At 46.6% G+C, this 20,576-nt stretch carries 12 protein-coding genes and 1 pseudogene; 4 read left to right on the forward strand and 9 right to left on the reverse strand.

Annotated features, from left to right (window positions below):
- Window positions 1–41 precede the first annotated feature (41 nt).
- Together OCU21_RS05450 and OCU21_RS05455 are read left to right on the forward strand one after the other, a co-directional pair.
- Window positions 42–2,315 carry an HAD-IC family P-type ATPase gene (locus OCU21_RS05450; protein WP_024305591.1) on the forward strand — a complete coding sequence of 758 codons (2,274 nt, stop codon included), beginning with the start codon at window positions 42–44 and terminating at the stop codon, window positions 2,313–2,315.
- 191 nt (window positions 2,316–2,506) lie between these two features.
- Window positions 2,507–2,911, forward strand: a complete 405-nt coding sequence (locus OCU21_RS05455; RefSeq protein ID WP_024305590.1) for a sigma-70 family RNA polymerase sigma factor — start codon at window positions 2,507–2,509, stop codon at window positions 2,909–2,911.
- Window positions 2,912–3,235: 324 nt separating this feature from the next.
- On the opposite strand, the gene OCU21_RS05460 is transcribed toward OCU21_RS05455, so the two are convergent.
- From OCU21_RS05460 to OCU21_RS05475, 4 genes and pseudogenes are all read right to left on the reverse strand, one after another.
- Window positions 3,236–4,285 carry a hypothetical protein gene (locus OCU21_RS05460; RefSeq protein ID WP_261806451.1) on the reverse strand — a complete coding sequence of 350 codons (1,050 nt, stop codon included), beginning with the start codon at window positions 4,283–4,285 and terminating at the stop codon, window positions 3,236–3,238.
- Between the two features lie 99 nt (window positions 4,286–4,384).
- The gene (locus OCU21_RS05465; protein ID WP_261806452.1) at window positions 4,385–5,917 is read right to left on the reverse strand and encodes a MutS-related protein; all 1,533 of its coding nucleotides are present in this window, start codon (window positions 5,915–5,917) and stop codon (window positions 4,385–4,387) included.
- Window positions 5,914–7,458: a MutS-related protein gene (locus OCU21_RS05470; protein WP_261806453.1), complete on the reverse strand. Its 1,545-nt coding sequence runs from the start codon at window positions 7,456–7,458 to the stop codon at window positions 5,914–5,916. The genes OCU21_RS05465 and OCU21_RS05470 overlap by 4 nt, the downstream gene beginning before the upstream one ends.
- 282 nt (window positions 7,459–7,740) lie before the next feature.
- Window positions 7,741–8,322, reverse strand: a pseudogene (locus OCU21_RS05475) (histidine phosphatase family protein).
- 236 nt (window positions 8,323–8,558) lie between these two features.
- Between OCU21_RS05475 and OCU21_RS05480 the strand changes: the two are divergent.
- Window positions 8,559–9,548 (forward strand): helix-turn-helix transcriptional regulator, encoded by a 990-nt coding sequence (locus OCU21_RS05480; protein ID WP_261806454.1) that lies wholly within the window; start codon window positions 8,559–8,561, stop codon window positions 9,546–9,548.
- Between the two features lie 174 nt (window positions 9,549–9,722).
- Entirely contained in the window at window positions 9,723–10,733 is a 1,011-nt protein-coding gene (locus tag OCU21_RS05485; protein WP_261806455.1) for a helix-turn-helix transcriptional regulator, read from the forward strand.
- A 274-nt stretch (window positions 10,734–11,007) separates the two neighbouring features.
- On the opposite strand, the gene OCU21_RS05490 is transcribed toward OCU21_RS05485, so the two are convergent.
- The 5 genes from OCU21_RS05490 to OCU21_RS05510 all read right to left on the reverse strand — a co-directional run bounded on the left by OCU21_RS05490 (window position 11,008) and on the right by OCU21_RS05510 (window position 20,346).
- Window positions 11,008–11,256 (reverse strand): Mor transcription activator family protein, encoded by a 249-nt coding sequence (locus OCU21_RS05490; protein ID WP_261806456.1) that lies wholly within the window; start codon window positions 11,254–11,256, stop codon window positions 11,008–11,010.
- Window positions 11,257–11,361: 105 nt separating this feature from the next.
- Window positions 11,362–11,601, reverse strand: a complete 240-nt coding sequence (locus OCU21_RS05495) for a Mor transcription activator family protein (protein WP_261806457.1) — start codon at window positions 11,599–11,601, stop codon at window positions 11,362–11,364.
- A gap of 223 nt (window positions 11,602–11,824) precedes the next feature.
- Complete coding sequence (locus OCU21_RS05500; RefSeq protein ID WP_261806458.1) at window positions 11,825–14,143, reverse strand: YeeR family protein; 2,319 nt, start codon at window positions 14,141–14,143, stop codon at window positions 11,825–11,827.
- A 263-nt stretch (window positions 14,144–14,406) separates the two neighbouring features.
- Window positions 14,407–15,942 carry a SpaA isopeptide-forming pilin-related protein gene (locus OCU21_RS05505; RefSeq protein WP_261806459.1) on the reverse strand — a complete coding sequence of 512 codons (1,536 nt, stop codon included), beginning with the start codon at window positions 15,940–15,942 and terminating at the stop codon, window positions 14,407–14,409.
- Between the two features lie 261 nt (window positions 15,943–16,203).
- Complete coding sequence (locus tag OCU21_RS05510; protein ID WP_261806460.1) at window positions 16,204–20,346, reverse strand: MSCRAMM family protein; 4,143 nt, start codon at window positions 20,344–20,346, stop codon at window positions 16,204–16,206.
- Between the last annotated feature and the right edge of the window lie 230 nt (window positions 20,347–20,576).

Consider the following 20,576-nt stretch of genomic DNA (forward strand, 5'->3'; position numbering starts at 1 on the left):
TGCGCGGCCGTTTGTTATCTTGCAGAAAGCTGGTGTCTACTATGACCGAAAAAAACGATCTAAACGGCCTCGCCCAAGCCGAAGCTGACCGGCGACTGGCCCGTGATGGCTTCAACGAAGTGGCCGAACCCCCCTTCAACTTTGCCACGGCCATTATCACTCGCCTGTGGGAGCCTAGCGCGTGGATACTCGAAGCGGCGCTGATCATTGAAATCGTGTTAGGCAAGGGCATCCAAGCCGGGTTCATCGTGCTAATGTTGCTCTTTGCCGCGGTCAATGGCGCGATTCAATCTCGCCGCGCCAACACGGTCTTACGCAGCCTATCACATGACTTATCGCCGACCACCGCGGTCAGCCGCGATGGCAAGTGGAAACAGGTGTCAGCCAAGCACTTAGTCGTTGATGACCTCATCAGCCTACGCCAAGGGGACATTATCCCCGCCGACGTGCGTCTGCTGACGGACACGCTGGAAGTCAACGAAAGCAGTATCACAGGCGAAGCCAAGGCTGTCAACCGCACCCCTGGTGATACCGCCTATGCCGGCACCGAAGTCCTCTCCGGCAATGCCTTAGCGATCGTCACCGCCACCGGTGCTAATAGCCGCAGCGGCAAAACAATCAGCCTGATCAACCAAAGCTCGGCGCCGGGCCATTTGCAGAAGCTCTTGGGCAAAATCATCGGCTATCTAGCAGCACTCGATGCGGTGTTGGCCGTGCTGTTGATCATCGTGGCCATTGTCCGCCATGAAGACTTGGTCGCCATGCTACCGTTTCTGGCAATGCTGTTCATCGCAACGATCCCAATCGCCATGCCATCGAGTTTTGCCGTTGCTAACTCGGTCGAAGCCAAGGTCTTGAGTACCAAGCACGTCTTAGTTTCCGACCTCACCGGGATTCAGGAAGCTGCCAATATGAATGTGCTACTCGTGGATAAAACCGGCACGATCACTGCCAACAAACCCGCTGTGGTGGCCTTCTACAACTGGTCAACGCTCCCAGACGCCGACGTGACCCAACTGGCGATCAGTGCAGCAGATACGCGCAATGCCAGCGTGATCGACGCGGCGCTATTCAACTATGCCCAATCACACAACATTAAGGCCTGGCCTCAGCATGAATTCACGCCGTTCACCTCCGGTATCGGCTACTCCCAAGCCACTGTGGTCACCGATAGTGCCACCGTCAACGTGAAACTCGGCGCACTGAAGAAGTTGACGGCGCTGGCCACCAATCACCCAGACCTAACGGCGGTCAACTTCGCCGAAGGCCGTACGGCAGCCGTGGTCGTTGATTCACAGCTAGTCGGTCTATTCGTACTCCAAGACCAACCTCGGGCAGATTCCGCAACTGCCATCAAGGCTCTGCAGGCACGCGGCGTCAAAGTAATCATGCTGACTGGCGATAACCAAAAAACTGCCGCCGCGATTGCCCAAGCAGTTGGGCTAAACGGTGAGGTGCGCTCGTACACCGAGGTTAATGTCGGGACCAAAATTGCAGACCTCGCAGGCATCGCCGACGTGACCCCAGAAGACAAATTGGCGATGGCCAAGCGTCTACAAGGTGAAGGCTATGTGGTCGGTATGACCGGCGACGGGGTCAACGACGCCCCCGCCTTGAAACAAGCCGACGTTGGTATCGCCGTTGACAGTGCCGTTGACCTCGCCAAGCGCTCGGCGCGCATGGTATTGCTAGGAGACGGCCTGACCCCGATCATTGAGATACTAGATGCCGGCCACCGCGTCTATCAACGCATGATGACCTGGACGATCACCAAGCTTTCACGCACCGCGGAGCTAACACTCCTGCTGACATTAGGTTATCTGATTCTCCACTTCATTCCGCTGACCTTAAACGCGATGATCCTGGTCGCGATCCTGAATGATTGTGTGACCCTTGTGCTCGGCACTGACCGCACGACGATCACCCACCAGCCAGAAAGCTGGAACCTGGCCAAACTTAGCAAGATTGCTGGCATCTTGGCCATAGGCTGGTCAGCGGTCGGCTACGGTTGGCTGACTTGGTTGCAACGGCTTGGTCTAACGACTGGACAAGTCAGCACCGGCCTTTACGTCTATCTGATTTTTAGCGCGATGTTGACGATCCTGATGACCCGCACCCAAAAGCCGTTTTGGACTAGCAGACCCAGTCGTGCCGTGGCAGTAGCGATCGGTGGTAACTGTATGTTGACGCTGGTACTGGCACTGACTGGCTGGGGGATCGCTGCAATCAGCCCGGCCTTGATCGGCTTAGCAATCGTGATCACTTTATTAACGGGCATTGTGCTGACAGCGATTCGATTTGCGGCACACATCTAGCGAACTCTCACCAGATTCACACCGCTCCTGAACCCATTGGCCAATGTATATTGGCTGATGGGTTTTTGCCTTCCTACGATATTAGTTACCTAATTTAAATTTAACGTTTTGGTTTCACCGCCATGTTCAACCTCGGCCTGTGACCTGCGTAAGTGTAACTAATTATCTGTCAATCTAAGGAGGCTGTATTCATGAGCCGCGAACGTGAGGTCTCTCGAATGTTCATCAGATACATGCAACAAGTCCTTCGTAACGAACGAATTAACCTCTATCGTAAACACTTTAAAGACCTCAAAGAAACGCCACTTGAGGAACGGTTGTTGGAAGAAATCGCCGATCCTGGACATTCCGAAGACTTTCTTTTAACTGATGACGAGGTTGAACATCTCGAAACCTTCATCGAAAATGAGCATCTTGCAGCGGCCATTGCGACCCTTTCAACTGCTGATAAGACGGTGTTGTATCAGTATTACTATTCTGAACTTAACGCTGTGGAAATCGGAAACCGCACCGGCAAAACTAGCCAGGGGGTGAACAAGAGGCGACGACAAGCACTAGCACGAATCAAGAAGGTATACAGAAATATCTATAGATAGCTCGCACAACTTGCGCAACGACGGAGAAACAAAGAACCCAACAAATTCAGTATTGCCAGCGAATTATGGGCATGTGAGTATTCAAAGTCCAAGTAAATACCCGGGTACTGTTCAACGAAATATGTGGGCAAAAACGTGGGCAAAAACTGATTTTATTTGCCAAGCATTGCTTAGAATCAGCCTCTACCGATGCCCTGCCGAATCATCCCACGAGTTATCAATAAAATTTGCGAGCAATTAAAAAGCCCGAATTGACGGGCTTTTTTGCTAATTTTCATTCAGCTTTATCAGAGATCCCATACCCACCATGAGTAGCATTGCCAATCAGCCTTGGTTCAACCATTGATTCTCCGCACCCAAGAAAAGTGAACATCCTAATATCCCTAGAAAAAAAGTCCACGGCAGTATCGTCAGCCCTAAACTTACGAGCAGAACAAAATAACGCCAACGTAAAAATGGTGCCAGAACTTTTGCGCCTAAGACCATTCCTAGCAAATACAACAGATAGATCGGCAATAGCGTTCGCTGAGCTAACCGTTGCTGTCCTGCAAAAACCGCATAAAGCATCACATAATTCATGACGATCCCGCGATTGATCAAAGCGTAGTGCCAAGGTGCCCAATGCTGACGCAAGCGGACCCGCGCAAACATTACCCCGGCGATCCCAATGAATAATGCGGTCCAGCCAAGTAATTGTAGCCGCTCTGGCGCGATCCGGATCAATCTTGTCAAGCGTAATAGGTAGCAAAAGATCAATAAGACCAATAACACTGGTAATTCTCGTCGATCGAAACGGCGGCGATCCTGAGCGACAATACCTGCTTTTTGCTGCAGATCGGGAAGTCGCCGGAGCAAGATCAACGTTCCTAACAACGCCAGTAAGTAGAGCACGGCCAATAATAAAAAAGCACCTTGAAAGTTTTTTTCCAAGATGCTTACTCGTTCGACACCGATCAGTAGTCCCAATAAAACCAAACTGACGACGCCATTGCTCCAAGGCGTGACCAACTGTTGTTGCCCTGCGCGACGACTTTTCAGCGTTAAATAATACGGCCAGACCCAACTAGCCGCCAACCCCAATAAGGCCCCACCTAAAAGTTCACTGGTTATCCTCGTTCCCATTGACAGACACAATGACCCAAGTAAGCCACAGCCATTGGCCAACACCAGCATCGTTGCTGCGGTTGATTCCAACAATGCTGTCAAGTAAATACCCACGGCACGAAACGCGTACAACACCAAAAAGGAAATGGCCACAGATCGGTCCTGACTTTGCTGAAAATCAACTAAACAGAAGAAGTAAGGTAGCACACAGCCGGTATTCGCCAATAGCTCCAGCGTACTTAATAAGATCATCCGCGCGATTTTTTTCATAGGTTGACCCCCATATAGTGCCCTCTTCAGCAAGAATAGCAACGCTGATCGTGATTGACACCAACCAGTCCTATGATAGCGCGTGCGCCTAAAAACGTTTCATGATGGTGTGACTTTTTTTGAAAGAATCAAACCACCGGGCACATCTTGAAAATAACGGTCAAAAATGTCGATCCCATAACTGGTCACTTCAGGAAGTCCTGGTAAGATCCGATAAGTCCGTTGCCCGCTTTGCTCCCGTTGCGCACGCAGAAATAGCGTCTGGTCCTGGATCTCAGGTGGCAGTAGCGCGGCAAGATCAGTCAAATGGCTAACCGCGACCACGGTCTGCCCGCCTTTGATCAGTCCAGTCAGGATCTCACGGTTGATCAAGGCCCCTTCATGCGCATTCGTCGATGCAAACGATTCGTTCATCAAGAATAGATTTCGCCCCCGAAGATCAGTCGTTAGTCCGGCAAATCGTTGCAATTCTTCCGCCAGCTTGCCGCTGGTCATCTGCTGATCCTCTTCACGCTTAAAATGAGTCAAAACGTGAGCGTACAAAGGCAGTTGCCCCGCCTGAGCCGGAATGAACAATCCGGCCTGAGTAAAGATCTGGGCTTGCCCTAAACTGCGCAAGAAAACAGTTTTCCCACCTTGATTAGCGCCCGTGACCACAGTCAGCGGCTGTTGCTGCGGTTGGAAATCGTTGCCAATAACGGCGGCGGTCTGACCTTGAGCTAAAAGCAGCGTTAGATTTTGTAGCCTCTGGATCACTGTTGTCGCCGCGATTTTAGGATAGGTCAAAGGGCAATCACTTGGCAATGACTGATGTAAACGTACGGCGCCAAGTAAAAAGCCGAGTTGCCATTTTAACTCCGCAAAAAAGCGAGCCAGTTCTGCCGTGGTATTGATCAAAACGGTCGTCAAATGATAGGCCGCCTGTCCTAAGTTACGCGCCGCTGCCTGATCACTGTTCTCATCACGCTCAGCAATATAGAAATCACTGGTGTCAGCATGATAACGGTTCGTCCAACCACTGACGAGATCCCCTAATTTGGATTGTGGCGGCGAATAAAATAATTCACCGATCTGGCCCAGACAACCGACTTGTAACTGTGCCGGATAGGCATATTCATGATCTGTCGCCGTCAACGCGTTGACCACGTGCCACATCTGTTTCATTTTTTCTGGCGCAAATGTTTGATCCAACCTAGTCCAAAATGCCTTAAAATTCGCCGACTGAACTGAGCCGTGAGGTGATTTTAAAAGCGTTGTGATCCCAGCCAAATAAGTTTGCAACAACTGAGTATTGCTATACAACTGATACGTGACCGAGCCGGTGAAGATCCCCCAGGTCACTTTCTGCGCCGCCGCCTGACAAGCGACGACTTGGTCGTAAAGTTGTTGGATCAGATCAGGTAGCGCCAACGCGTCTTGAACAGCGGCCTGACAGTAATACACCGCCGTTTCAGTTTGCAGTGACTGACACAGCGTCCGCGGAATGATGTCGATCAAGTAGGCGTCCTTTTGGGCCATGAAATCAAGTAACGGTTGTAAAGTCAGATCCTGCCATAACATTTTCTCAGCGTCAGCCAACTGAGGCAACTCCGGCCATTGATCATCTTGACGGATCAAAGCTACTTTCATCATTCCAACCTCCGTTCTAGATCCTGCGCGCGCAAATGGTAAGACTGCAAAAGCGTTAAAGCATACGCTTGACCATCAAGTGTCTGAGGAATGACCTGATAGGTTCGTTTCGTTGTTCCTTGTGCAACTTGGCTCATCATTGATAATACCCCAGCATGTTGGCCCAATTCCGTCAAAAAAGTAATATAAATGCCACTAGCTTGTCGTTTTTGCAATAGATCCAGCACTTTATTGGCCAATTGGAGCCCATCGGCCGCCGTTGTTGAAGAAAACAATTCATTCATGATCACAAAACTCGTTGGCGTAGTTTGTTGCACGATCTGATGCATTCGCTCGACATCAGTCGCCAATAAACCGCTGATTTTTTCCGCACGCTCCACCCGCTCAAAATGAGTCAAGATCAATGGCTTCAATTTCAACTGCGCCGCCGTCCCCGGGATCGGTAAACCTAAAGCCATCAAATAGTAGTCTTCACCGACCATCCGTGCGTAAGTTGTTTTACCGCCTTGATTTGGTCCTGAGATCACTAAAAACGAGCTCGCCGCTGGTAACTGGTAATCATTAGTCACCAGCTGTGCTAATTGGCCGCGATGATCCAATTGTAAAGCGAGCTCAAGATCAAAACTAGCATGGACCTGCTCTGTTCCTGTTTCTACCACTTTAGGCAGACAAAACGACAGCCCCGCATGACGCAAATGTTGGATGATCTTGGTCCAAACTAAATAGAATTGTAATGCCTGCCATAATTCCGCTAACCCGGGCACCTGATAGGTTTGGTATTCTTGGCAAAAATCGGCCAGCTCTTGAAACTTCTCATGCTCCAAATGTTGTAAGCGGAGCAAAACCGAAGTCTGCAGATTATCCAAATCAAAATCGGAACCTGGTCGGACTAATTTCGCAACTGGCGTCGAGATCTGCGTCGGTTCAGCAAACAATCCCTGAAAGCAATCCGTAAAAACTTTCGCAAATGTCGGTGTCGTTTTTGTCTGAGTCGTGATCCAAACATGGCGCCCTTGGAACTCCGCTTGATAACTGATTTTAGTCAACGCTTGATCAAGTTGAGTGATCCTTGTTTGCAGCACTTTTGTCGCGGGAGCAACTAGATAATCTCCTAATTCTTGACGTAATGTCAATAACCCTGACGCCGCTAAAGGCAACGCGATCAATTGTTGGTGAAAATTCGCTAAAGCCCGCTGCTCCGCCTGCAACAAACGCAATAATTGCTCTTGTTGATAAGGCTCTGGATCCAATTGCGTCAAATGTGCACGCCGCCGTTTCAAGATATTCATGACGCCAATAAAGTCCATCACTGTTTGGTAGATCTTCGCTTGCTCCAGATCATGAAAGATCTCCTGTCGAAAAACCACCGCCGCCGCTGTCGTCAAAGGCTGATAACAAAACGGCAACAGGTCTGTTTCATCAGCGCCTTGATCCTTACAGACCCGTTGAAATAATTGCGTCAAATGTAGATCCTGCCAAATCGGCGCAGCACTGGCTTGGATCGTCGTTGGTGTCGTGGTACCAAAAAGCAGATTCGTAAACATCCTGATCCCCCCGTTTTGACCTTAAACTAAACCTTCAGCGCTCACTAGTCCCCCTAGCAAGTTAAACGCTTGTGCCCGCATGATCTGGCCCAAGTCAAGTCGCCAGTATACAAAAACACCTACCATGCCCGTAAGCATAGTAGGTGTCATCAGGTTATCAAAACCATTCAACATAGCGAACACCATCGCTACTTTTAACTGACTGTAGTCTAACATGGACTTTAGCCGGCTGCCAAATAACTTGCCTGAACTTCACGTCGGAACCACACCAAAAATAAACCGTTAATGTTCATCTAGCGCAGAAAAATCAGGATGGATCGTGGCCAATAGCTTAAATTCACCTGCAGCGAAAGCCAGTTTAAAAATCGTGCAATTACTAATGCCATAGATCCGTTCTTGAGTGATCGCCCGCCGCAAGAAATTTCCACAAGCGCCGCCATGAGAGACGATCAGCCCGGTATGTTCGATCGTGGGCATCAACCCTAGGATCGTCGTATAGATCCGTTCGCGGATCTCTGTTTCGGTCTCGCCACCGAACTGTTTGAAGAAATCGCCATAGGGTAGCGGCGGATTGAGCAACTCGTCCTGCCCTTCAAAAACACCGAAACCCCATTCTCGTAACCCTTTTACCCGTTGGTAGGGCATTTGTCCTGCTGTCACCAATTCTAAAGTATCGCTGGCCCGTTAAGCTGTTGATGAAAAGGCATGGTCAAAGGTCACTCCAGCAGCACGAAGATATTCGCCCGCGATCTGGGCCTGCTGGATCCCCCGTGCCGTTAAGGGCGAGTCGCACCACCCTTGGATCTTATGTTGCACATTGAATAAGGTCTCACCATGGCGCATCAAATAAAGATATTTTGTCATTTCTACTCACCTGATCACTTTCTACTTCTGATTCTAACATAAGTTTTCACCAAGTTGCTTACTAAAAAATAACTTAGTGTACTAGCTCGCGAATTGTTTTTGAGCCCGCCTCAGCGCCATGGCGACCCATCATTTCGCCTGATCAGCCTACTCCCACCGATAAAAGCAAATCAAACACTTGCTCTTGCTCTGGTGAAAAGTTACACTTTAAGCAAACACAAATGGAGCGAAGTAAAATGAATTCAGGGTATCGTCAGGCTTATATATTGATCCATCTTTTACAAGGGGAGCACCTCACCAAGGCGACTTTAGCAACTTATTTCAAAGTCGCCACACGTTCGATCCAGCGTGATGTCAGTCAACTCAATGACTTATTGGCCAATGAACATCAAGGCCAAACCATCACTTATGACGCCAACAACCATGGTTACGCTTTAGCGACCGAGCACTCGCAATTAAATCAGCGTCAGGTCTTGTTATTGATCAAGATCCTTTTGGCAAGTCGCGCCCTTGATCAACCTGAACTTACCCAGATCGTTAAAGGACTGAAAACAGTGATCGGCCCTGATGATGCCCGCAGGATCGATCCGATCATTCGCAATGAGATCTTCAATTATCAACCTTTGAAACATCATAAAGAACTGGTGAATATCATTTGGGATTTCAGTAATTTTATTTTGCAACAACGAACGATCAAAATCAGCTATGAGACCCGGCATCAGGAAAAATCTGAGTACACGATCAACCCAGAGGCGATTTTCTTCTCGGAGTTCTATTTCTATGTGATCTCTTTTGATTTCAAGTCACAGCGCGAACGTTTCTTCCGTTCTGATCGGATCAGCGCTTATGAAGTCGTTCCCTCAAATGATAAAATCCCTTACGCCAATCGCTTTCTAGAGGGCGAATTGCGCAAACACATTCAGTTCATGTATACCGGCCCGATGGAAGAGATCGTTTTCGAATTCTGGGGGATCGAAGAAGCAGCGCTAGACCGCTTGCCAACTGCAGAAGTGATCGCCCGTCATCCAGAACGCCACAGCGTGACCATCCGTGCGCAGGTCCTAGGTAACGGCGTGCGGATGTGGCTCCTCAGTCAGGGCAACATGCTCAAGGTCCTAGCGCCGGAAAGTCTAGTCGCCGAGATGAAACACATTTCTCAAGAAATGGTTGACCTTTACTCGGGAAAACTGGGGAATCGTAATGAGCCGCCCCATTTTCAGATTTGACGGTTATTTTCAAATTCGCTTTATAGTCAACTTCGCCTTGTTTCGACGTCAACAAATGACTAAGCTAAAACAAACGGACCACCGCGGCGAAACTGAAGGATCGATTACCTTATTGATCACCAATCGCGCCACGACCATTTTTACGACCTGTCCGAGGAAAGGAAGGATCGGCTTATGACCACGACTGAACGCCGCCTTTATCTTTATTTACGTTTACTGGACAATCAAATCGTCAGTAAGCAAGAACTTGTCAATAAATTCAAGGTCACGCCGCGAGCGATCCAGCGTGATATCAGCCAATTACGCCAAACGATCGCCGAACTGCAGCTCCCCCAAGAAATCGTCTATCTCCCGCAGGAAAGGGGCTTTTGTCTCAACAGTGAACAGCACCAATTAAATCGTCAGGAGATCCTAGTGATCATTAAAACCTTGCTCGCCAGTCGTTCCCTGAACAGCGCGGAAATGGCCGCGACGATCGATGGCCTTTTGGGCTTGATCCATAGTGATGATCGCGCGCAGATCGAACCCCTGATCAAAAACGAACGTTTCTTTTATCAACCTCTGCAGCATCAGCGTCCCCTTTTGGACAAAATTTGGGCGTTGAGTCACTGCATCGCCACGAAACAAACGCTCCAGATCGACTACCAACGTCAGCACGCTGAACATATTACTCGTCAGATCCTCCCCCAAGCTTTGATTTTTTCCGAATTCTACTTTTATTTGATCTCATACAGTCCTAAACACAATAGTAGCCTACTGTATCGCGTTGATCGGATCAGCGATTATCAAGTTCTCGGGCATCAGATCCAACGTGATTATAAGGATCGTTTTCAGGAAGGCGTCTTTCGGCAAAAAATCCAATTCATGTACCCAGGCCAACCGATCCAAGTCAAGTTCCGCTTTTGGGGCATCGTGGAGGCGGCGCTAGACCGCCTTCCTACCGGTAAAATCATTGCGGCTTTTGCTGCTGACAGTCAACCAGAAGCCATTAGTCCGCAATTACAGCCTTCCCGCAATGGTAGTGTGATCATCAGCGCCGAAGTTTATGGCGAGCGGGGTATTTTAATGTGGTTCCTGAGTCAAGGCGCAAAAGTCCAAGTATTGGCACCCACGACTTTGGTGACTCAGCTACAGACTGAATTGACTAAGATCCAAGCTCGCTATCAACCAGAAGCCACTCACTGATCGGCCTCCTAAGATAGACTTCCTGATCCTAATAATAAAAGAAGTAGTCCCCCTTTTTGACTACATCTAAGGGTACTACTTCTTTTTTTGTTAGTCTCACCGGGCTTTTCCCCGTAGAAACACGACCGCTGAGTTTAGTTTCGTTTGTCAATGTATGGTGACCTTTTGCGCGCGCATCACGCCGGTGACTCCGATGCTGAGTTAAAGTATTTGTGAGTCTATCAGCTGATAACCTCCATTTGATTTTTTCATGTTCTGACGGATCATTTCTAAATCAATGTTGATTAATGATTTTTTGGATCCAACGTTGCGAATAACCGTACTGATCCGCCAATTGCTTAACGCTGTGACGAGGATATTCGCGCTGTACTGCGGCGATCACTGCCTCACGATCATATAATTTCATTGGCAAGCTCAATTGTGTGCCCCGATATTCCTCATATATTTTTAGCATCAATTCAGGACCAACAAGTTCACTCAAACGTTTATAAGATTGCTGTAATGCCTCTTCCTTAATGTTCAATTCATCACGCCCCCTTTTTTATTAAATACTAGCAAACTTGCTCATCACTTTAAAACACGTGGAGCCACCAACTATGCATGCAGTTCTGTTTGGCTAAACGTAATTTCACAATTTCAAATAACGGCGCACTGTCCGCTCGGCTACTTGATAGCGTTGCGCCAATTGTCGCACCGACGCGCCGCGTTGATGATCCGCCTGAACCGCTGTGACCACGGCCTGACGCTGTTGTAAATGTTGGGGGAAGCTGACCACACTGCCACGATAATATTCAAAAACGACTTGTGCCTGCTGCGCGCCGATCAAATCCGCCAACTCCTGATAAATTGGTTGCCAATCTGTTGTCATTGGAGCCATCATCTTTGCTTCACCATCCTCATCAATTGATACCTTAAGTCTACCAAGTCGGTTAGACAATAACCGTCTAGTCCAATTTTTACGCACCAAAAAACGCCAGTTTATCGACAGCGCCTCGCAAAAGTTAACTTTTTTTGCGACTCATCTCGATAAAATGGCGTTTTTTCTAGATCCTAGTGCCTGCGGGTTTATCATTCCAGCAAAATCTTAGCTCCTAGCTAGGCTCACTAACGACCGTGATTTCTGGATCAGGGAAAAACTGATCTTCTTTTCCGCTGACCTGCTCAAGTAGTGGTTGTTCAATACTTTCTCGCTCTTGGAAAATATGATCCAATAACTTGGTTAAATAGTCCCGAATAAAGCCACGATGATTTTCTTGCGCAAACATCACTTTGAAAAGATTCTGTTTGTCCGCTTTCATAAAGACTTCTTGCGCGATCCAAGTGAACTCACTAGTGGATAAATTCTGAGTTAGAACGATCGCAATAAATTCTTCCTTGGTGATCCGAATCATTAGGACCGCATCATCCTCACTAAAATGGTCCAGAATCTTTTTTGTTCCCATCGCCGTCAGACTACCGCCGATCATGGCACCGATCGTCGAACCGATCCCAGGAGCAATCATCGTACCTAGCACCGAACCGATCGCCGCGCCGCCAACAGCACCTGCCCCTGTGACCAAGGTATTTTTGACCAATTGCTGCATCGATATTTGTCCCTTAAAATAATCGATCACATCCGGCCCCACAGTGATCGCGGCCGTGACCGCGATCATCGTACCTTTGGCGATCGTCTCAGTACCAACTTTGCGCCCTAGTCCATTACTTAGTGATTTCGCCAGCCCTTTACCCATTTGACTACCAGAGAACTGCGAAGCGGTCATATAAATAAAACCACTAGTGATGATCGGCTTGATCGATAACGCTAAGGCATTGGTTACCGCTTCTTTCGGCGACTCCCCATGCCAAATATGATCAGCACTGATCCAAATGACCATGACCGTTGATGCGGGAAGGGCCAGACGTACTCCGGTAACAAAATCAAAACCGGCTGAATAAACCAATTTTTGCCCAAAAGTAACTTGTTTCACAACCATTTGTCCATTCTCACGAACAGTGATCGTTGAACCACGATCAAAAATCGATTTGGTCGCGATTTTTGCATGTTCGTAGGTCATTGCACCTTTTTTGACATAAAGAGCGGCATTATTCGGATCCGTTTCATTAGGAACCTGCCCCTTCGCGATTCGTTTACGTATCAAAGCAATACTTTGCTCATACTGATCCTTAGGAACTTCAACGACCATCATGCGACCATTATGAAGATAGATCGCCTGCCCATCTGAAGTAAAAATCTGGCCGACCGTCTTACCAGCAGTTGCGCAATACTTTGTTTGAACATAACGACCATTGACGATCCGATCGGCACCATGTTTTTCATGGGTACCCCCTAATCTCGTCGCTTTTCGTCCCAACCAAGAATCGCGTTCGTGTCCAGCGGCCTCGCCAACGACACCGTGACCTTGTCCACCACCAAATCGATCATTGGTCTGATTCATATGCAGATTATAACTACGATTAGAGATCGAGCCGGCCAGCATCGCGTCAGCAGTCGCTCGTTCCAGCACCGCATCATTCTGACGCGCTTCAGCCGCTTGAGCTTGATCATCGACCTCCACAGATGCCGCAGCGATCTGACTGGTATCGATCGTAGTCGGGTCACCATCCAGGTCCATCATCGCAGGTATCACTGTTCCTGCCTGTTGCTGCGCTCTTTCCGGCATAGTAGCGGCCAATTCCGTTAAAACACCTTGTACTTGTTGAGTCCAACCTGAATCGATCGCGGTATCCAAGACCAACTCAAGCAATTCAAGCCACTGTTTTTGAATGAGGATCACCTTGATCTTGCCAGACGAATACATAACGAAAAGATGATTCTTGGCTACATGATAATCATAAAGACCCTGAAACGGCAGATTGATCTGCTTTAAAAAGAATTTGTCATCCTTATTTTGCTGATCACGCTTCTCCCGGCGGGCTTGGGTATTGATCACGATGCCACTGGTCAAAACAAGGATCCCATACTCTTGAAAGCTCAGCTCGTTATCCGCCGGTCGCGCCCAATAATAGATCGGAAATAGACCATCTTGATCACCCAACAAAGGACTATCTTGCGCGAAGACCAAGACTCTTGGATAAGAGATTTTTTCAGACATGGCTTCCAGCGGCCAATCCGCATCATTAGACGTTAGTTGCGCCTTAACGTTACGTTCAACATCATCAGAAAATCGATAAGGATCCAAATGGTCATAGTCCATTCTTTTCCATCTATGGATCGATTTTCGTTCTCTAATAAAGAAAATCAGAAAAATCAAAAGCAATGCTAAGACCGTTTTTTTAGGTGATAAAATCAAAAAGAACAATGTGATCAGGCTACCGAACAACAATAAGATCTCTTCGCCGACCGTCACATGCAATTTGCGCCGTAAAAAAATAAAAAACCAGATAAATAAAATCAAAAAAATCAATTCCATTTTTCTTCCTCCAAGTGACTACCCCTAAGATACTAACTATCTAGTAATTCTACACTGTTAGGTAGCCAGATTTTGTCCACCGGGTCTTGTTTTTTGAAATTAATTTTTTTGCTAAACATTCAGGAAGCCCACTATGAAGCTTTTTTCACCAAAATAAGCCATATAAATGGCCATGGATCTGTCACCGATGCCATGGCCTGCACAAACGCTTTAAATTGTTCTAATCAAAACGGAAATAATAAGTTAACCAACTGATTTCAGCGCTATGACTCAACTTTGCGAATAAATTCTTCGCCAAAGAGCGTCACGATCCCCAGCAGTCCTAAAACAGCGGGCCATTTAGGATCAGCTTGCGCGCCAGCCTGAGGTAATTTCCCAGTCGACTTCCCAGCCGAACTTACTTTCTTCGGGCCTGGTCGACCAACGACCGGCTTGGTTACATGTGGTTTTACTGGTACCTTCGGCTCTACCTGATTAGGGATTTCGGGCCGGGTCGGTGTTGTTGGCTTGGTTGGTACGGTCGGTTTAGCTGGTGTAGTCGGTTTGGCCGGTGTGGTCGGTTTAACTGGTGTGGTTGGCTTTACCGGTAAAGGATAGTCACGATCTGTGATCTGAACATGACTATAAGCGCCATTCTCCAAAGTGATCATAAAAGGCACTGGCTCATGATGTAATGCGTAACCATCCGGCGCCTTAGTCTCAACAAAGGCATAACTCCCAAAGTCGAGGCCCTCAACATAGATCTCGCCTTGAACATCTGTTACTAAACCTTGCCGGATCACGACGCCATTTTTTTGTAATTCATAAATGGCGCCAGCTAATTGTGTTTGTGCTTTGCCATCATACTTGGTCAATTTGGCTGAACCTTTATACCCAGTTCCTGTCCCCGTACCGCCCCATGCGATACTACCACTGGAGATCGTGCCATGGTGTTCACGATCCGTCACGTTGATCTCCGTATTATTGGTCCATTTATTACCAGCGTCCAGATTCAGATTCGTGATCTTCGTCCGATAAACAATACTGATCTCTTGGTTGATGTCACCAAGATCGACAAAGATCTGGTTGCCTTTCGTGCTGACCTTGACTGCCGCCGGTTCAACATTAACACCATTGACGCGGATCATCGCTACTAAGGAATCAGGAATAAAGGTCTGATCTGGTCCTAGTGTGTCAGTAAGCACGACTTGGCTTAAAGGTTCTGCATTAGGATTGATTGCGATATTCCAGTATAACTCATCAGGAGTTCCATCCTCGTTCGTCGCGTCCTGATTGAGCCAGCCATATTTGTTGATCAACCAATCGCTATTTGAGGCTTGGGTCTCATTTGTACCAAAAACGGTAAATTTCAATGTCCCTTCACGACCATAGATTGTTTGTGCCAGCGCGTGCGAAAAGGTGATTGTCCCTACACCTTGCCCTTTTTTGATCTCGGCTGTACCAACGACCGTGCCATCCTTATCGGTCAAATTGATTTTCAGGTCACTGATTGCTTGAACGCTATCTGGCAGTTCGAAATTCACAGTATCTCCAGCGGTGATCGTTTGAGCGTCAGCTATAGACCAATGATAGGCCACAGTATAGTGACTGTACCGACTTAACTCCGCCTCATGCGTCACATCACGGCCTTCACTGTCAGTGATCGTGGCGCTATTCGCGTCCAGTCCGACCACTTCCAACTCCGCCGCGCTTGCTGGCGCACGGGTCACTCGACTGATCCCTACTATCCCCAAGATCAGGACCAGTGAGAACCAGAAAAATGTTTTCCACAATTTCAATTCCTGAGCAATTTTTTTCAACTTTGCTCCCCCCTATCTTAGCATCGTGATCATTGCCCGAATTATTCTCAAAGGAGAATAACCCTGATTTCGGCTATACAATACCACCAGATCGGCATCAATAAAAGTCAGAAGCACCAATATTTCACATAAACTAAACTAGCCAAGTTGACGTAGATTGTAGCCCTTTTTTCACATAAAAAAAGAAAATGCTCAGTTTCGCTAACTGAACATTTCCCGTTAATACAATCTAAAAGTCTTATCTTAATGATCATGAAGCAATCATTGCTCTATTTCTTTCTTAATAATAACTACCCCAATCAAGAGGAAGAGGATCGAACCTATCAGCAATGCGCTCATCGATTCACGATTGCCAGCTTGTGGTAAGCGTGCTTGTTTAGATTTGGCCTTTTCCGTCTGCTTGGTAACTTTATTCGCACTAGTTGCTTTATCCGGTTGTTTTGGTTGTTCCGGTTGTGGATCGACTTCATCAGGCTTCTCTGGTGTCACTGCTTGCTTTTGATAGACAAAAACCAACTCTTGCGGCACTTCGGTGAAGTGACCTGTTTGCGACCTATTATTAAGCACTTTGACTTCCTTAAAATCATATCCCACAATAACTTTCTTCTCGGCGTGATACTCCGTACCCACTTCACCTTTCAGTTCTTCCGAGTCTGCGATCTGGTTACCCTCTACATCTTGGTAATGGACGGTCACTTGGCCTTGTGCAACTGGTTCCGGCGGCGTTTCTTTTTCGTAAATGAAGGTCACTTCTTGATCCGCTGCTGTGAATTGACCGCTGTCAGCACCGGTGACTTCCTTGAACGTATAACCGGTCACCCGTTTCTTCTCGGCTTGATATTCCGTACCCACTTCGCCTTCCAAGACTTCCGAGTCTGCAATCTTTTTACCTTCCACATCTTGATAATGGACGGTCACTTTCCCTTGTGCAACCACTTTTTCGTAAATGAAAGTCACTTCTTGATCTGCTTCTGTGAATTGACCGCTGTCAGCACCAATGACTTCCTTGAACGTGTAATCGGCTACCGCTTTTTCGACAGCTTGATATTCCGTACCCACTTCGCCTTTCAGTTCTTCTGAGTCTGCGATCTTGTTACCCTCTACATCTTGGTAATGGACGGTCACTTTCCCTTGCACGGGTACGGGTAACTTTTGAAAGTTGAACGTTATTTTTGCATCTTTATGATCTTGATCGATCTTAAAGTTCTGTTCAGCCGCATCGTTTAGTTTATATCCCACCGGCGCTGTCAACACTTTGATCGTATAAACGCCCGGCAATAATTTATCTAAAAGACTGATTTCAGTTGTTGAGGTGAGCTCTTGCACTTGGACGCCATTAAGATAAAGACCAAAATTAGCTCCAGCAAGCAATTCTTGGGTATCTTGATCCTGGGCTGTTAATTGCAAAGCTCCCGAAATCGGAACATTTTTAATTGTCAGTTCAACCGCGTCTTCCTGATTCTCTTTAACACTGAATTGATTTGCTTCTTTCTCTGCTTTCTTATCTTCGGGGAGCACATGATCAATCGGCGCTTGGATCTCCTTCAAATAGTAATGACCAGGAACCAAATTAGGAATTTTTAATTCTCCCAAGGTATTGGTTCGATAGATCTGATCCGCATTAAGCTGTTGATCGGAATCATAATCATAAAGCTCAAAAACAGCATTATTTAAATGGTCCCCTGTGATAGCATCAACTTTGGTTATTTTGGCCATTGCGGTTGACTCCTCAACGGCAACTTCAACATTAGGTGTATAGATTAGATCTGCACCCGTGGCGATGGTCGAACCAACAGTTGTCCGCGCGATTGCATTAGGATCTAGCTCACTTGCATTGACCGTTGCGGGATAGTCAAAGTTAACATCCGTCTTTGGTAAAATATCGATTCCTGACTTGAGTTGTAGTTTGATCATGGTAACACCTTTAAAATCAGTGACTTGATCAGCCGTTTTCCAAATAGTATCGTTATCAAATCCTTCTTGGTCAGGCTGGTCGCTTGAAGTTGAATAATAAATATTAAAAGCCTTCGAGAAATCATCGGGACTATCCTCGCCATTTTGGGTAACGATAGGACCATTTAAATAAACATTGAATTCTGAACCCTTTTTATCACCCTGACGTGGTAACTGTGTGATCATTCCAAATTTCTTGACTGTCGCATTTCCCGGGTTGTATAAATTCATTCGGTAAGTCAATTGTTGCAATTTACTAGCAGTTCCAGATAATTGCGTCACAAATGTGCTGTCGCCCTTTGCTTTGACCGTGCTTGACGCTACTAGTTCAGTTGGCCCCATATAATTTACTGAAAACTCATCAGCAAGTCTCTTCTCAGGATTATCTACCGCCTCATAAATAACTTTCGTATATTCGGGCCACTCTTTATCTTTATTCACTGAAGTCGTGACCTCAACGGACTGTCCTGAGCTATCGCCTAATAAGGAACTATAATTACCATTATTATTAGTGAAGGCAAGATACGTCTCAATATTCTTTTTTCCGCTACGAAGAATGTTCTCGGCAATCAAAGGAATCGTAAAACTTTCATTAACACCAAAAACATTCATTGTAGTCGTGGTCAGCACTGAATCCGGAGTACCAATAATCGCAGTTTTGCCAGAATTATTAAAATTACGCTGAACCTTGATATCCCTTAATCCTTTGACCAAACTACTCTGGGAGCTATCGTAAGTGACCCCATTCGGCACAATGAAATAAACTAGTGGATTATCCAATTTGGCCTTCGAATCAGAGAAACTTGACAAATTAAATGCCTTGGAAACCAAGAAATAATTATCCGGTCCATAATAAAAAATGCCATCTTCTATGTGTGTCAATGTGAAGCGCTCGTTACGAATTTTAGGAAGGGTCGTCTTAGTCAGCAAAAGGCTATCTTCACCAGCACTATTATAAACATCCTTTATTACAAAATTACTTTCGTAGCCCGCTCGGACTGCTTCCGAAAGTCTTATTGAACTATACTCACTTTGCCTAAATTTCTCTACTTCTTCAGGAATCACGCTTTGGTCCAATAATAATCCCATTTCCGAAGAGTTCAACAAAATCGGACCAGCTGTGAAGCGCAATTCAACCAAATTATATTTTTGTAAAATCAATGAATCGAAGGTCTGCCCACCAGATCCAATATTGGTCGCTAAAACAGTTTCATTTTTTTCTTTATCGATCCCAATTAACTGATTTTGAAAGGCATTGCTGGGAACGCTTCCCCAAAAGCTGATTCTATTCGTAGAGACAATATCATCGCCGTCCTTTGCAAAACTATCTGGTGTGATCGTTAACCGTGTGAGTTTCAAGTGGTCATCCATACCAAGCGCTGCTAGACTCCCTTTCGTAACAAACCAAATCTTAGTCGAGACCGGCTGGTGGTCAGCTATTTGGTTAATATTGGCCCTGCCCAAAGCATTACCTTGGTCGTCCTTCAATCCAGGAAAAGTACGAATCAACTGTGGAACAACGGTTTTTGCGGCCAGCGTGCGCGCGTCTATTAATTCGAGAGTTGCAGTCGTTGTACCAACAATATCTGCGCTATTTGGATATCGATAAGAAAGCGGAAGTGTTATTTTACCAACTTTTGTGCCTGCCTTAACGATCAAATCTAAAGCTGCTAACGGCTGATCATTAGGTACATGGAGAGACACGGTATTCTTCGTTGCATCAAACTGCCAACCAGCATCACGATTACTCTGCGTATCATTAAATGTAACATTCTCAGGAAAAGTGAAGGTCACATCTAAGCCGCGCCGATCTGTTCCCGTTCGATCACCCGGACTAGCTAGTGTTACTGCACGATCCTCTAAAGATTCATTGTCACTATTCAGTTCCTTTTCTTGATAGATTGTTTTAGTTGGCCAAACATAGTCGAATCCTCGTGGCACTGTGGTGAGCAATAAGTCCAAACTGCTAGTTGCCAGCGCTGTGTCCTGACCATTGCCAAATATCTCTTGCTTAACCGACGCAACAGATCCGGCGATGTTTGGACTCAGCGGCCGTACTGAAAATGGATATTCCGCTGAAAAAGTGCCTGCACCGATAGGTTTCAACTTAAATGTAATATAGAAATTATCCACATCAGCGCTTCGTTCTACACTTTCAACTTGAGCGGCCGCGCTTGTAGTATCAGTATCTTGCGGCTCAGAGAACCATTTTTTTGATAGCGTTATCCGGATACTCCCTTGGTCCAATGCCTGCTGTGATACCTGAATACTTGTTCTCATACCGATCGATTTTTCCACAGGATACCCAACAGTAGACGGATTTTGAACAGTTAGCTGACCGCTAACTGCGGGCCCAGTTTCCTCAGCCCCCTTGACTAAACCTGCTGGCGCAACCAATATTTGAGCCAACAGCAAAAAAGCCATCAATAAATGACGTAACTTCGACTTCATTTTGTCTTCCTCCTCAAATTCCCCAATAATTTCCCAATTAAGCAGCAATAAGTAACCGCTTTCTATGTGTAAATAATAGCACAATCTAACAGAAAGGAAAAATAATAAGAATCTAATTTGTCGATTAATTATCAAGATTGGCCATAACTTGATTTTGACACCAAAAAAGCTGAGTCGCTCTGCAGCATCACTCAGCCTTTTTTATTACTATTTCACTAGCATAAGGTGCC

The organism is Lapidilactobacillus luobeiensis (genome assembly GCF_024345205.1).
GTDB lineage: Bacteria > Bacillota > Bacilli > Lactobacillales > Lactobacillaceae > Lapidilactobacillus > Lapidilactobacillus luobeiensis.